The sequence below is a fragment of the Pseudomonas sp. BAV 4579 genome, from assembly GCF_009765395.1.
Taxonomy (GTDB): Bacteria; Pseudomonadota; Gammaproteobacteria; order Pseudomonadales; family Pseudomonadaceae; genus Chryseomonas; species Chryseomonas aestiva.
Window position 1 is genome coordinate 15,838 of the sequence record NZ_WHOV01000095.1, and the last position, 12,742, is coordinate 28,579.

The following is a 12,742-nucleotide window of genomic DNA, read 5'->3' on the forward strand; positions in this document are numbered from 1 at the left end:
GACAAGGCATGATCAGTCCCAAAGACTATTCCCTTCTCACACCGATGGAGCGGATGCAGCGCACGGTCAAGGCTACGGCCGTTGGCAGCTTCGTCGAAGTTCGCCATCTGATCGACTTGGCGCCCAGGCGCACAACAACCAGCGCCGATCCTGAGTACCTGAACCTCTCCCGGATGGTGCTGCGCATTGCCAGCCAGTACGAGCTGGAGCTGCGTGGCCTAGCCCTGACTTGGCACCACCTATGTGCGGGCAACCCAGAGTCCGCCCAGCAGGTACGAGCAGAAGCCGCCGCGGCCGCCCGGGCCTGGACTGACTTCTGCGCCGGTCTGGGCTTGCAGCCTGCTGACCTGATCCGTGCTGTAGGTGGGCATCACCCTGTCGTGATTGACCTCGTGCGCTGGGCCCCTGAGCCGCAGCCGGTGCTTGTGGAGAAATGGCGCGGCACATTCGAGACGGCCGCAAACGGCGAGATGTTAGGCGAGGCGCGGCACTGATAAGCGAAACATGACATGTCACGCCAAAAGTCAGGCTTTTAACGCCGCTTATCCTCAGCCTTTTGGACGCGCTGGGAGCCAAATCGTAGCGTGATCCAGTCGGCAAAAGCCGATCTACCAAGGAGAAGGTAATGGCGTTCCAGGCATATCAAAATCTGAGCGGCGAATCGGGAGTAGAGGCGTTTGAGATCGGGCCGGACTCTATAACGGTCAAATTCAGGAGCGGTCGCCACCTCTACTATCTGTATAACAGCGTTCGACCAGGGGCAGCGGCAGTCCAGGAACTTAAGAGCCGAGCGCTGAGTGGCCGTGGATTGAACAGCTACATTTCGAGGACGATCAGAACCGCATATGCCGACAGATGGTAGTTCGCTCGACCTCACTTGAAATCACTAAGCCGCAGGCATTGGGGTGGTTTGATTTTTAGGGGTACGAATAGGGGTACGCTAGCTTTCTCGCTGCCCTTTAGGCTTGATAATTCGGCAACTAGAGACCTTTTTTCGATTCCGTCCCTGGCACCAAGACAAGCTTCCGGATCCTGCAGGATCTGGAAATCAGAGAAACCGGCCTAGCGCCGGTTTTTTTGTGCCTGCGATAGTTGTCCGCCGGCAGCCAGAGCACTTGGGCGCCGCCTTGCTCAAGCCGGTGCCGGGGTCCCGTCCACCGCGCCAAGATGGATCGCCAGCCACACCGTGGCGACCGCAGGATCGGTATAGGTCACCCAGTGCTCGGTATCAGCCGGGATGAACAGCGTGTCGCCCGGTTCGAGCACCACCTCTCGCCCCTCCAGAGCGACCCGGGCAGTGCCCTTCAGCAGCAGCACCCATTCTTCATGGGCCTGCCGCCAGGGCGCCTCCGCCGGCGTCGTCTGGCCCCGGGAGACGATCCGCTCGATGCGGCAGCCAGGTCGCTCCAGCAGGGAAGTGAACACCTCCGCCGCGGAGGCATCGGGCAGGTCGCGAAACAGATTGAGCATGACGTTTTCTCGCTGGGCCTCGCGCCAGGGCGCGCTAAGGTCGTCCAGACTGCGCCGGTCCGATCAGGCGCTCAAGTCTCGCAGGGATCTGCGTCTCCCAGGAGTCGCCATCATGGCCTCAGGTGCTCTGCCATTTGCGGTAAAGAGTGCGATCCGCCCGACCTTTTCACCAGGTCGTCCCCCGGCGATAGAGGATTTCGGCGATGATCGAGCGCAGAAGTGGCAGCCTGTTCAGGACGCCGCTCGACCTTGGCTGGCCATCGGGCGCAGCCAGACCTCGCATAAGGCGCACGGAGGCGCTCACTGCATGCCCATCCCCTCGATCCCCCTTGTCGCTCCCACCCTGCCGGGCGTTCTCGCCCAGGAAGCCGTCGCTCAGCCCGGTCCGCTTGCCGCCGAACCCGCCGTACCCTTCTGGCTCAGACTCCTGAACGGCGTCAGCCTCTGGCTGAACCGCTTGTTTCTCGGCCTGGTCATGGCGCTGATCGGCTTTACCTTATGGCACTGGTGGCAGGGATGAAGCGGCGTCTGGATCAGCTGGAGCTGACCATCCTGATGTGCGGCATCGGTCTCTTGGCCATGGCGCTCATTGTCGCCGTGGGCATGCAGGGCCTGGACTGGGCCTGAGCCGGCGGTCGGCCTTACCGGACCTTTACCTCGCCTGACGTCCGCTGACCGCCAAAGGTGTTTCATGGTGACGCGGCCTATCGAGCGCCGCGAGGAGAGCACCATGGCATCGCGAGCGTCGCTGATTCTGCTGTTGACCGCCACCCTGACCGCCAGCGGCCTGGCAGCCGCCTACGAGGGTCCCGACCAGGGGCAACCCTGGACGGGCCGCCCCGTGATGGTCGCCGAGGGCGGCGAATTTCTGCCGGCAGGCGAATTTCGGCGGCATCACCGGCATCACCCCTATTACCGCAGGGATCGCTATCCCTACAGCTATTACCAGCCCTACCCACAACCGGGTTATGGCGCCCCCCACTGGCGACCGGTACCGCGGGGCTACTACCCCTACCAGCCGGCCTATGAGCCCCGACCCTATTACGGCCCGCCCCGCCATTGGTGAACTGCTTGGCATCACGGTGGCGAGATGGTGGCCTTTTGCGATGAGCCACACAGGGAGATGTTTGCCATAGGAGCAGAATGCCATCACCCATTAGGCTTTAGGGCGCTGCCAACATGTATGAGAGAGATGATGTAATCTGCATGGCTTGCCTTGCGACCATGGCTGCGGCCTTCACCGGCTTCATCATGGTGATGGTCCTGCTGTAATCGCCAGATAGACGAAACCCCGCCGGGGCGGGGTTTCGAAGGCGGTATGGCAAGGTCCTAGATAGGACGACTGCCATATTTGCTGTCGGGCTTCTTGGGCGGATCGGCGACTACATTGGCGTCGATCTCCTGGACCCGGCCACCACGGGCCAGGAAGTCCTGCATGGCCTTTTCCAACGCATCCCGCTCGCGCTGCTTGGCTTCCACCGAAGGCAGTTCCTCGGGCTCGACTTCACGCTTCTTCTTGGCCTTGCTCCCGGACGCGGGCGCTTCGCTTTCCCCGCTCTCCTCTTGCTCGGCGTCGTCGGTTGCGGCAGCGAAGTCTTCGTTATCGCCCTCTTCTTCCGCGCCTGTCTCCAGGTCGTCCTGCTCCATATCTTCGTCGCTCATAAACCGCCTCCACAGACTTTGGCAAAATCGGACCGCGCGTTTTGACGCGGTCTCCTAAAAAAAATTCCTGGCTATTCCCCTTGCAGTGTCGCGATCAGGCGCCGTGCGCCACCCTGGTCACGATGCTCGCCCAGATAGATGCCCTGCCAGGGTCCCAAGGCCAGGCGCCCCGCCTGGACCGGTAGACTCAGGCTGCAGCCGAGCAGACTGCTCTTGAAATGCGCGGGCAGGTCGTCCGGCCCTTCGTAGTCGTGTTCATAACCGGCCTGCCCCTGGGGCACCAGCTGATTGAAGAACCGCTCGAAGTCGCGCCGCACCGCTCCATCGGCATTCTCATTGATGGTCAGCGAGGCCGAGGTGTGCTGCAGCCAGAGGTGCAGCAGGCCGATCCGGCACTCGCCAAGCTCGGGCAGTTGCTCCAGCACCTCAGCGGTGACGAGATGGAAACCACGCGCCCGCGCGCGCAGGGAAAAGCTCCGCTGCAGCCACATGAACAACCCCCGCCGACTGACTGGGCGCGCATTCTAGCGCGACGATCGGAAAAGCAAAGCGGTGATTGCACACCGCTGGCGTGCAGTCTAGACACAGCAGGATGGCGGTTGTTCCAGCCGTATGGCGGACATGAAAAAGGCGCCTCGCGGCGCCTTTTTCCAGAGCGGCGGCTTACAGGTTGTAGCCACGCTCGTTGTGCAGGGTGAGGTCCAGACCCACGGTTTCCTCTTCCTCGTTGACTCTCAGACCCATGACCACGTCCAGCACCTTGAGGATCACGAAGGTGACGATACCGGTGTAGACGATGGTGAAGGCCACGCCCTTGAACTGGATGAACAGCTGGGCGCCGATATCGGTGACGGTGCCGAAGCCACCCAGGGACGGGGCGGCGAAGACACCGGTCAGCAGGGCGCCGACGATGCCGCCGATGCCGTGCACACCGAAGGCGTCCAGGGAGTCGTCGTAGCCCAGCTTGCGCTTGAGGCTGGTGGCGGTGAAGAAGCAGATCACGCCAGCGGCCAGGCCGATGATCAGGGCGCCCATGGGACCGGCGGTACCGGCGGCCGGGGTGATGGCGACCAGACCGGCGACCACGCCGGAGGCGATGCCCAGGGCGCTCGGCTTACCGTGGGTGATCCACTCGGCGAACATCCAGCCCAGGGCGGCAGCGGCGGTGGCGATCTGGGTGGTCAGCATGGCCATGCCGGCGGTGCCGTTGGCAGCGGCGGCGGAACCGGCGTTGAAGCCGAACCAGCCGACCCACAGCATGGCGGCACCGACCAGGGTATAGCCCAGGTTGTGCGGAGCCATGGGAGTGGTGGGATAGCCCTTGCGCTTGCCCAGGACCAGGGCCGCGACCAGACCGGCCACACCGGCGTTGATGTGCACCACGGTGCCGCCCGCGAAGTCCAGTACGCCCCAGTCCCACATCAGGCCGCCGTCACCGCTCCAGACCATGTGGGCGATGGGCGCGTAGACGAAGGTGAACCACAGGCCGGTGAAGACCAGCATGGCGGAGAACTTCATGCGCTCGGCGAAGGCACCGACGATCAGCGCCGGGGTGATGATGGCGAAGGTCATCTGGAAGGTGACGAAGACGCTTTCCGGGAACAGGGCGGTGGCCGAGGTCACGGCATCATGCTGCAGACTGGACAGGAAGGCCTTGCCCAGACCGCCGATGAAGGAATTGAAGTTGGTGACGCCCTTCTCCATGCCGGTGGTGTCGAAGGCCAGGCTGTAGCCGTAGACCATCCACAGGATGCTGATGAGACCGGTGATGGCGAAGCACTGCATCATCACCGAGAGGACGTTCTTGGCACGCACCATGCCGCCATAGAACAGCGCGAGACCCGGGATGGTCATGAACAGCACCAGGGCCGTCGAGACCAGCATCCAGGCCGTATCCCCGCTGTTGATGGCTGGTGCCGCAGCCGCTTCCTGGGCCATTGCCAGGCCCGGCAGCGCTACGAAAGACATGAGGGCTCCTAGCCCTGCGTAGGTGCGCAGAGTCATCGTTGTTTCTCCTGGGGCTCGTGTGGGGTTGGGCGGTCGGTTAGCGCGTCAGATGGCGTCTGTGTCGGTTTCGCCGGTGCGGATGCGGATGGCTTGCTCGAGATTCACCACGAAGATCTTGCCGTCACCGATCTTGCCGGTGTTGGCGGCCTTGGTGATGGCCTCGATGACGCGGTCGAGTTGGTCGTCGGCGATGGCGACGTCGATCTTGACCTTGGGCAGGAAGTCGACGACGTATTCGGCGCCGCGATAGAGCTCGGTATGGCCTTTCTGACGGCCAAAGCCCTTGACCTCGGTAACGGTGATGCCTTGCACACCGATCTCGGACAGCGACTCACGCACGTCGTCGAGCTTGAACGGCTTGATGATGGCGGTGACTAGTTTCATGAACTTCTCCCGATTGAGTTGACTGGCCCCAGGAAAACAAACCCCGGTCCAAGTCTAGCGCAGTGACCGTCTGTTTAACCGTTGGCGTGGTAATCGCCGCGGTCACGGCAGAAGCGGCCAGAGGGCGCCTCCACCCCAGGCGCCCTCTGACGCCCGTCTCTGCATCGGCAGTAGCAGAAAGCTTGCCAGGTTTGTGAAGGCGTACGGATTTCGAGCGCCAGCCCGCCTGGCGCGCCTCCTGAAGGGGCAACGCCCAGTCCTGCGGGCAAGACTTTGCACCAACAGCGAACAGCTCTGGCCCGGGACTGGCACCAAAGCGGTGCAGAGGCGCGACCGGGGGCGGCACACCCGCTGTGCTACACTCGGGCCGTGATCCATTGCAGGGGATAAACCATGTCTACCACCCGTTCGCTGTTCGATTCCCTGACTCAGCAGGCCAGCCGGCTGTTCGGTCAGGACTCGCCGCTGCCCAAGGCCGAGATCGAAAGTCAGTTCAAGGCACTGCTGCAGGGCGCCCTGAGCAAGCTCGATGTGGTCAGCCGTGACGAATTCGACGCCCAGATGGCCGTGCTGGCCCGCACCCGTGCGCGCCTGGAGGCCCTCGAGGCACGCCTGACCGAGCTGGAAAAGCCGCAGACCGCCGAGGTCAAGCCGCCGGTCACTCCGGCCACGGACGTCGCGCCCGCCGATTGATCCCCAAGGGCGCGCCAGGATGGTGCAGCCCTGAGTCCGGCGAATCACGATCAAGGAGAGATCATGTCGCTTGCCCTCGTTCATACCCGCGCCCAGGTGGGTGTGGAAGCGCCGCCGGTATTGGTCGAGGCGCACCTGGCCAATGGCCTGCCCGCCCTCACCCTGGTCGGCCTGCCGGAAACCGCCGTCCGCGAAGCCAAGGATCGGGTGCGCAGCGCCATCCTCAATGCCGGCTTCGAATTCCCCAGTCGCCGCATCACCCTCAATCTCGCGCCCGCCGACCTGCCTAAGGACGGCGGCCGCTTCGACCTCGCCCTGGCCATCGGCATCCTCGCCGCCAGCGGACAGCTACCGACGCCGGGCCTCGACGGCTATGAATGCCTGGGTGAGCTGGCCCTGTCGGGCGCGGTACGGCCGGTGCGCGGCGTGCTGCCTGCAGCGCTGGCGGCCCGAGCCGCCGGCCGCATCCTGGTGGTACCCCGCGCCAATGCCGAGGAAGCCTGCCTGGCCAGTGGCCTCAGGGTGCTGGCGGTCGATCACCTGCTGGAATTCGCCGGTCACCTGAGTGGCCAGGCCGTGCTGGCCCCCTACCAGCCCAGCGGCCTGCTGCGCACCCCGTTGCCCTATCCCGATCTCGCCGAGGTCCAGGGCCAGCAGGCGGCCAAGCGCGCCCTGGTGGTGGCCGCGGCGGGTGCCCACAACCTCCTGCTGGCCGGTCCGCCGGGAACCGGCAAGACCCTGCTCGCCAGCCGCCTGCCGGGACTGCTGCCACCGCTGGACGAAGAAGAGGCGCTGCAGGTGGCCGCCATCCATTCGGTGGCCGGCCCCGAGCCGCTGGAACACTGGCCGCAGCGACCCTTTCGCCAGCCGCATCATTCGGCGTCCGGGCCGGCGCTGGTGGGCGGCGGCAGCCGACCCGGTCCAGGCGAGATCACCCTGGCCCACCGCGGCGTGCTGTTTCTCGACGAGTTGCCGGAATTCGATCGCAAGGTGCTGGAGGTGCTGCGCGAGCCCCTGGAGAGCGGCGAAATCGTCATCGCCCGGGCGCGGGAACGGGTGCGCTTTCCGGCCCGCTTCCAGCTGGTGGCGGCGATGAATCCCTGTCCCTGCGGCTACCTGGGTGATCCCAGCGGCCGCTGTCGCTGCAGCCCGGAGCAGATCCAGCGCTATCGCGGCAAGCTGTCCGGTCCGCTGCTGGACCGTATCGACCTGCACCTGACGGTAGCCCGCGAGCACCTGCGGCTGGGCGCCTCAGCGGCCAGTGAACTCACCACGGCGGAGGCCGCGCGCCAGGTGGCCGAAGCCCGGGCCCTCCAGCTGGCGCGCCCGGGGCAACCCAACGCCCTGCTCGGCCTGGATCAACTGCACCAGGTCTGCGCCCTGAGCGAGGCCGATCAGCGCTGGCTGGAAGGCGCGGGCGAACGCCTGAATCTGTCCCTGCGCGCCCTGCACCGGGTGATCAAGGTAGCCCGCACCCTGGCCGATCTCGCCGGCCAGGCCGAGATCCAGCGGCCGCAGCTGGCGGAAGCGCTGCAGTATCGGGCGAGTCACTAGACGCCGGCAGGCGGGCCGTAGTGTCGCGGCGGCTCCTGCAGGCGATCTCGCAGCGCCTGGTTTTCCTGGGCCAGCTCGAAGCACATGGCCCGCCACTGGTGGGCCAGCTCGCGATAATCGTCCCGCTCCGCCCGCAGCGTGGTCAGCATGCGTTCGACGGCCTGCACCGCCTCGTTGGATACGCCCATGACACCCCTCCTCTTATACTGTATTTGCATACAGTAGTCAGAGTATTGCAGCCAGGCAAGGGCCAAGGTGCGCAGGAATGAAAAAGGGAGGCCTGAGCCTCCCTTTCGCTGCTGCCGGAACGCGCCGGTCAGCTGAACCGACCGACCTCGGCACTCAGGTCTTCCGCCAGATGACGCAGCTCGCCAGCGGTACCGGCCAGCACCTCGGCGGCATCGCGCTGGGCGGCGTTGTCCACGGCGATCGCCTGGATGTTGCGACTCAGGGCGGTGGCGGTGGTGCTCTGCTCGGCGGTGGCCTGGGCGATGCCGGAGAATTGCTCCACCGCCTCGGCGACCTGCTGGTCGATGCTGCGCAGTGCCTGGGCCACGTCGGCGTTGCGCGCCAGACCCTGCTCCATCAGGCGATTGCCTTCGTCGATGGCGCCCATGGCACGCTGAGTCTCGCCCTGCACCGCGCCGATCATCTGCGAGATCTCGCGGGTGGCCTCGCTGGTGCGACCGGCCAGTTGCCGGACTTCGTCGGCGACCACGGCGAAGCCGCGGCCCTGCTCGCCGGCCCGGGCCGCTTCGATGGCCGCGTTGAGCGCCAGCAGGTTGGTCTGTTCGGCGATCCCGCTGATGACGCCGATGATGCCGCCAATCTGCTGGGAGCGGCCGTCCAGGCCCTTGATGAGTTCGGCGGTGCTGGCCAGGGAATCGGCGATCTGTTCCAGGGCGCCCGAGGCGCCCTGCATGGCCTGGGTCCCGGTGCGAGTCTGCTGGGCGTTTTCCTGCACCAGGCGCTCGGTGCGCTGCATGCCGTCGGCGATGTTCTGGGCGGTGGCGCTGAATTCCTCCACGGCGCTAGCCATGCTGTCGATCTGGCTGGACTGCTCGGCGGAGCGTCTCAGGGTCTGGTCGGAGAGCTGGCTCAGTTGCTGGGACCGCTCGGTGACCGCGCGCGAAGAGCCACGGACCTGCTCGACGGTGGAGGCCAGGGCATCGGCCATCTGGTTGAAGCTCTGGGCGAGTTCGCCGATCTCGTCCTGGCTACGCGCCTCGACGCGCACGCTGAGCTGCCCGCGACCCAGGGCCTGGGCCCGCTCCACCAGTTGGCCCAGCGGCCTCAGCTTGTGTCGCAGCAGCACGACCGAGGCGACCACCGCCAGCACCAGAGCGATCAGGCTGCCGATGGCCAGGCGCAGGCCGACGGCGTGCACCGGGGCGTCCAGCTCGGCCTTGGGCAGGGTGGCGACCACGGTCCAGCCTTCGCCGGCGACCGGCGCGCTGACGCTGAGGAAGTCTTCATTGCCGTCCTGCCAGCTGTGCTCGCGCTGCTGGGGATCGCTCTTGAGCGCGGCGAGCAGTTCGTCATTCTTTTTCGCATTGGCCGGCGGCACCAGCCAGTTGCCCTGCTCGTCGAGCAGGGCCAGGGAGCCGGTTTCGCCGATGCGCAGCTGGGTCAGCTGGGCCAGTTGCTGGGCCTGGGCGTCGGTGTAATCGAAGCCGACGAAGAGCACGGCGATGACCTTGCCGGCGCCGTCGCGGACCGGGGTGTACTGGGTCATGTAGGAGCGTCCGAACAGCTGGGCGCGCCCGACGTAGTTCTGACCCTGCAGCAATCCGGAATAGGCCGGGTGCTTGCGATCGAGCTGGGTACCGATGGCGCGGCTGCCGTCCTGCTTCTTCAGCGAGGTGGTGATCCGGGTAAAGTCGTCGCCATCGCGGACGAAGATGGTGGCGACGCCACCGGTCAGCCGGGTGAAGTCGTCGACCTGGCTGAAGTCGCTGTTCAGTGCCTGACCGGCGAACAGCAGGGCGGGGGCCGTGGCGCTGCCCAGGGGCAGGCGCTCGCCGGCCAGGCTCAGGCCGCCATCGAAGCGGCGCTCGAACAGGTTGGCCAGCCGCTGGGTACTGATCTTCAGGGTGCTGAGAAAGGTCTGCTGCTGATCGGCGAGCAGCCGGGCCTCGCTGCCCAGGTGCTTGCGCTGGGTGCCTTCGATGGACACGCTCAAGGCATGCAGGGCGAACAGACAGCTGCCGGCGATCACGACAATCAGTACCAGACTGAGGGCCAAGGCAAGTTGTCGGGCGATACTACGACGCGGGGAAATGACCATAGGGGGCTCCAAAGCGCCTACATCCCTGTAGGGCAGTACGAATTTGAGGGCAAGGGGCGGTATCAGGGACCGACCGCTCTAGGGCGGTCTTCTTAGCGGTTAACTTTTATTTTATCGGCAGAGGTACGATGAACTAAAGCGAATGACAGCAGTCTGGCGCCTTATTTATGGCGAACGACCTCGGGAAGGCTCTGGGACGCCACTTCCCGCTGCAGGAAGTCAGCCAGCTGGCGCAGGCGCGCCTGCCCCCGGCGATTGCGTGGCCAGACCAGGTAATAGGCATCGCCGCTGGCCACCGCCTCGGGCCAGGGCAAGGCGATGAGCCCGGCCGCCACGTCTTCGGCGAGCATCACCAGATCGCCGATGGAAACCCCGTAGCCACGCGCCGCCGCGGCCATGCCCAGCTCCAGGGTGTCGAACACCTGGCCACCACTCAGGGGCACCGCCTGGATCAGGCCCATGGCCTGCAGCCAGCGGCGCCAGTCGCGGCGGTCGAAGGTAGGATGCAGCAGCTCTTCCCCTTGCAGCCGCGCCAGGTCCCAGACGCCCTCGCGGGCGGCAGCCGGCGAGCAGACCGGCACCAGCCACTCCTCGAACAGCGGCACCACCTCCCAGTCCGCCGGGAAGCGGCCGTCGCCAAGCAGCACCGCACAGTCGAAGGGCTCATGGACGAAGTCGACCCGGTCGCTGGCCATCCAGACACTGGTGAGCTGGATGTCCAGTTGCGGACTGAGCTGGCGAAAGCGCGCCAGACGCGCCAGCAGCCAGCGCAGCGACAGGGTGGTGGGCGCCTTGAGTCTCAGGGTGCCCTCGGCCACGGCGAGATTGCCACAGGCCCGCGCCAGGGCCTCGAAGCCCTCGCTCAGCCCCGGCAAGAGCAGCTTGCCGGGCTCGGTCAGCGCCAGCTGACGCCCGGCGCGCTCGAACAGGCGGCAGCCAAAGGTCTCTTCCAGCGTCCGTACATGGCGACTGACCGCACTCTGGGTCAGTGACAACTCCTGGGCCGCGCGGGTGAAGGAGCCATGGCGAGCGGCGGCCTCGAAGGCGCGCAGGGCATACAGCGGCGGCAGCCGCGAGGAGACGTCGGGCATGACTCTGACTCATGGATGGCATGGCTATTTTCCGATTGTGGGCGGCGCGCCTGCATCCAACAATGAGTTCTTGTCAAACATCGGCCACCTGCTCAGCGAGATTCATCCATGTCCCTGCCGCGTCACGAACTGCTCGCGCTGTTGCGTCTCGCCCTGCCCCTGATCGGTGCGCAGCTGGCCTATGTGGCCATGGTCTTTACCGACACCCTGATGATGGGCCGCCTGGGCCCGGCAGCCCTGGCCGGTGGCGGCCTGGGAGCGGCGGTCTACTCCTTCGTCTCGGTAATCTGCGTGGGCGTGATCACCGCGGTGGCCAATCTGGCGGCCTTGCGCCGGGGTGCGGGGGATACCGCAGGGGTGGCAGCAGTCACCGCGGCCGGGATCTGGATCGCCGGGGTGCTGGCGCTGCTGGCCGGCACCCTGCTGTGGCATATCGAACCGCTGCTGGCCCTGGCCGGCCAGCCGGAAGAAAGTCGTCAGGCGGCCGGCATCTTCCTGCGCTGCCTGGCCTTCGCCCTGCCCGGCCATCTGCTGTTCATGACCCTGCGCGGCTTCACCAGTGCTCTGGACCGCCCCGGACCGGTGCTGACCATCGTGCTCGGCGCGGCGCTGCTCAATGCCCTCTTCAACCTGGCGCTGCTGCACGGCTGGGGCGGCCTGCCGCAACCCGGGCTGCCAGGCATCGGCGCGGTGACGGCGGTGGTGATGAATGGCGCGGCCCTGGGCCTGGCGTTGTATATCGCCCGCCATCCGTCCTACGCCGCCTATCCTCTGCGTCGCTATCTGCACCGTCCGGATCGTCGTGCCCTGATCGATACCCTCGGCCAGGGCCTGGCGATCAGTGGCACCTACGCGGTGGAAGCCTGCCTGTTCCTGTCGGCGGCGCTGTGCATGGGCGCCCTGGGCGCCACCGCCCTGGCGGCCCATCAGATCGCCAATCAGCTGGTGTACCTGGTGTTCATGTTGCCCGCCGGCCTCTCCTACGCCACCAGCATCCGCATCGGCCAGCACCAGGGCGCCGGGCGGCCGCGCGAGGCCCTGCTGGTGGGGCGACTGGCTATTGGCGGCGGCGCCCTGGTGATGCTGGGCATCGCCCTGCTGTTCTGGAGCTTTCCCGGCTGGCTGGTAAGGCTGTTCCTGGCGGATGCGCAGAGCCCGGTGGCGGAACTGGCACGCCAGCTGGTGCTGATCGCGGCGGTGTTCGTCCTCTTCGATGGTACCCAGAGCATCGCCCAGGGTGCGCTGCGGGGTATCCGCCAGGCACGTCTGGGCTTCTACGGCGGATTGCTCTGCTACTGCCTGATCGGCGCCAGTGGTGCCTGGCTGCTGGGCCTGCAGCTGGGTATTGGCCCCCAGGGCGTATGGTGGGGCCTGGCATTCGGACTGGCCTGTGCGGCGCTGCTGCTGACCGGTGCCTTCGAGTGGCTGATGCGGTAGCAGCTGGGCGCGGGCGCTGCGGAGGCTGCGCCGGAGCCGCTGGCCGCGCGGCGCGGCCTGGCGCAAAACGGCTGAGCGCCGCGGCGGCGCAAGCGTTTTACCAAGTGGTCCACTTCTGACCGCTGCGCTAGACTAAAGGCTTTGGGCCAACCCGGCG

14 protein-coding genes are annotated in these 12,742 nt (G+C 66.1%); 6 read left to right on the forward strand and 8 right to left on the reverse strand.

Going from position 1 to position 12,742, the window contains the following annotated elements:
* Window positions 1-8 precede the first annotated feature (8 nt).
* On the forward strand, window positions 9-494 hold the full coding sequence (locus GSQ95_RS18170; protein WP_158890634.1) for a hypothetical protein: 486 nt from the start codon (window positions 9-11) through the stop codon (window positions 492-494).
* Between the two features lie 637 nt (window positions 495-1,131).
* On the opposite strand, the gene GSQ95_RS18175 is transcribed toward GSQ95_RS18170, so the two are convergent.
* Window positions 1,132-1,470 carry a cupin domain-containing protein gene (locus tag GSQ95_RS18175; RefSeq protein WP_158890632.1) on the reverse strand — a complete coding sequence of 113 codons (339 nt, stop codon included), beginning with the start codon at window positions 1,468-1,470 and terminating at the stop codon, window positions 1,132-1,134.
* A 307-nt stretch (window positions 1,471-1,777) separates the two neighbouring features.
* Here GSQ95_RS18175 and GSQ95_RS18180 point away from each other — a divergent pair, with 307 nt between their 5' ends.
* Together GSQ95_RS18180 and GSQ95_RS18185 are read left to right on the forward strand one after the other, a co-directional pair.
* Window positions 1,778-1,990, forward strand: coding sequence for a hypothetical protein (locus tag GSQ95_RS18180; RefSeq protein ID WP_158890630.1), 213 nt, complete (start codon window positions 1,778-1,780; stop codon window positions 1,988-1,990).
* Between the two features lie 210 nt (window positions 1,991-2,200).
* Window positions 2,201-2,536, forward strand: a complete 336-nt coding sequence (locus GSQ95_RS18185; RefSeq protein ID WP_158890628.1) for a hypothetical protein — start codon at window positions 2,201-2,203, stop codon at window positions 2,534-2,536.
* A gap of 263 nt (window positions 2,537-2,799) precedes the next feature.
* On the opposite strand, the gene sutA is transcribed toward GSQ95_RS18185, so the two are convergent.
* From sutA to glnK, 4 genes are all read right to left on the reverse strand, one after another.
* On the reverse strand, window positions 2,800-3,132 hold the full coding sequence (gene sutA, locus GSQ95_RS18190; protein ID WP_133861997.1) for a transcriptional regulator SutA: 333 nt from the start codon (window positions 3,130-3,132) through the stop codon (window positions 2,800-2,802).
* A 71-nt stretch (window positions 3,133-3,203) separates the two neighbouring features.
* Complete coding sequence (locus GSQ95_RS18195; RefSeq protein ID WP_158890626.1) at window positions 3,204-3,623, reverse strand: secondary thiamine-phosphate synthase enzyme YjbQ; 420 nt, start codon at window positions 3,621-3,623, stop codon at window positions 3,204-3,206.
* Window positions 3,624-3,795: 172 nt separating this feature from the next.
* Window positions 3,796-5,136 (reverse strand): ammonium transporter, encoded by a 1,341-nt coding sequence (locus GSQ95_RS18200; protein ID WP_133861998.1) that lies wholly within the window; start codon window positions 5,134-5,136, stop codon window positions 3,796-3,798.
* A gap of 48 nt (window positions 5,137-5,184) precedes the next feature.
* Window positions 5,185-5,523 (reverse strand): P-II family nitrogen regulator, encoded by a 339-nt coding sequence (glnK, locus tag GSQ95_RS18205; protein WP_003096476.1) that lies wholly within the window; start codon window positions 5,521-5,523, stop codon window positions 5,185-5,187.
* 393 nt (window positions 5,524-5,916) lie between these two features.
* On the opposite strand from glnK, the gene GSQ95_RS18210 reads away from it, so the two are divergent.
* The gene (locus tag GSQ95_RS18210; RefSeq protein WP_027597470.1) at window positions 5,917-6,216 is read left to right on the forward strand and encodes an accessory factor UbiK family protein; all 300 of its coding nucleotides are present in this window, start codon (window positions 5,917-5,919) and stop codon (window positions 6,214-6,216) included.
* Window positions 6,217-6,279: 63 nt separating this feature from the next.
* A complete protein-coding gene (locus tag GSQ95_RS18215) occupies window positions 6,280-7,770 on the forward strand; it encodes a YifB family Mg chelatase-like AAA ATPase (protein ID WP_158890624.1) in 1,491 nt (496 codons plus the stop codon).
* Here the strand turns inward: GSQ95_RS18215 and GSQ95_RS18220 are convergent.
* From GSQ95_RS18220 to GSQ95_RS18230, 3 genes are all read right to left on the reverse strand, one after another.
* Window positions 7,767-7,958, reverse strand: a complete 192-nt coding sequence (locus tag GSQ95_RS18220) for a hypothetical protein (RefSeq protein ID WP_017639578.1) — start codon at window positions 7,956-7,958, stop codon at window positions 7,767-7,769. The genes GSQ95_RS18215 and GSQ95_RS18220 overlap by 4 nt on opposite strands.
* A gap of 128 nt (window positions 7,959-8,086) precedes the next feature.
* Window positions 8,087-10,057 (reverse strand): methyl-accepting chemotaxis protein, encoded by a 1,971-nt coding sequence (locus GSQ95_RS18225; RefSeq protein WP_158890622.1) that lies wholly within the window; start codon window positions 10,055-10,057, stop codon window positions 8,087-8,089.
* 161 nt (window positions 10,058-10,218) lie between these two features.
* Window positions 10,219-11,148: a LysR substrate-binding domain-containing protein gene (locus GSQ95_RS18230; RefSeq protein ID WP_158890620.1), complete on the reverse strand. Its 930-nt coding sequence runs from the start codon at window positions 11,146-11,148 to the stop codon at window positions 10,219-10,221.
* 108 nt (window positions 11,149-11,256) lie between these two features.
* Here GSQ95_RS18230 and GSQ95_RS18235 point away from each other — a divergent pair, with 108 nt between their 5' ends.
* On the forward strand, window positions 11,257-12,585 hold the full coding sequence (locus GSQ95_RS18235; RefSeq protein WP_178118375.1) for a NorM family multidrug efflux MATE transporter: 1,329 nt from the start codon (window positions 11,257-11,259) through the stop codon (window positions 12,583-12,585).
* Window positions 12,586-12,742: the final 157 nt, after the last annotated feature.

What these genes read in the sequence shown, in the direction of transcription:
- GSQ95_RS18170 (WP_158890634.1), top strand. Translation starts at nt 9, where the DNA reads ATGATCAGTCCCAAAGACTATTCCCTTCTCACACCGATGGAGCGGATG.
- GSQ95_RS18175 (WP_158890632.1), bottom strand. Translation starts at nt 1,470, where the DNA reads ATGCTCAATCTGTTTCGCGACCTGCCCGATGCCTCCGCGGCGGAGGTG.
- GSQ95_RS18180 (WP_158890630.1), top strand. Translation starts at nt 1,778, where the DNA reads ATGCCCATCCCCTCGATCCCCCTTGTCGCTCCCACCCTGCCGGGCGTT.
- GSQ95_RS18185 (WP_158890628.1), top strand. Translation starts at nt 2,201, where the DNA reads ATGGCATCGCGAGCGTCGCTGATTCTGCTGTTGACCGCCACCCTGACC.
- sutA (WP_133861997.1), bottom strand. Translation starts at nt 3,132, where the DNA reads ATGAGCGACGAAGATATGGAGCAGGACGACCTGGAGACAGGCGCGGAA.
- GSQ95_RS18195 (WP_158890626.1), bottom strand. Translation starts at nt 3,623, where the DNA reads ATGTGGCTGCAGCGGAGCTTTTCCCTGCGCGCGCGGGCGCGTGGTTTC.
- GSQ95_RS18200 (WP_133861998.1), bottom strand. Translation starts at nt 5,136, where the DNA reads ATGACTCTGCGCACCTACGCAGGGCTAGGAGCCCTCATGTCTTTCGTA.
- glnK (WP_003096476.1), bottom strand. Translation starts at nt 5,523, where the DNA reads ATGAAACTAGTCACCGCCATCATCAAGCCGTTCAAGCTCGACGACGTG.
- GSQ95_RS18210 (WP_027597470.1), top strand. Translation starts at nt 5,917, where the DNA reads ATGTCTACCACCCGTTCGCTGTTCGATTCCCTGACTCAGCAGGCCAGC.
- GSQ95_RS18215 (WP_158890624.1), top strand. Translation starts at nt 6,280, where the DNA reads ATGTCGCTTGCCCTCGTTCATACCCGCGCCCAGGTGGGTGTGGAAGCG.
- GSQ95_RS18220 (WP_017639578.1), bottom strand. Translation starts at nt 7,958, where the DNA reads ATGGGCGTATCCAACGAGGCGGTGCAGGCCGTCGAACGCATGCTGACC.
- GSQ95_RS18225 (WP_158890622.1), bottom strand. Translation starts at nt 10,057, where the DNA reads ATGGTCATTTCCCCGCGTCGTAGTATCGCCCGACAACTTGCCTTGGCC.
- GSQ95_RS18230 (WP_158890620.1), bottom strand. Translation starts at nt 11,148, where the DNA reads ATGCCCGACGTCTCCTCGCGGCTGCCGCCGCTGTATGCCCTGCGCGCC.
- GSQ95_RS18235 (WP_178118375.1), top strand. Translation starts at nt 11,257, where the DNA reads ATGTCCCTGCCGCGTCACGAACTGCTCGCGCTGTTGCGTCTCGCCCTG.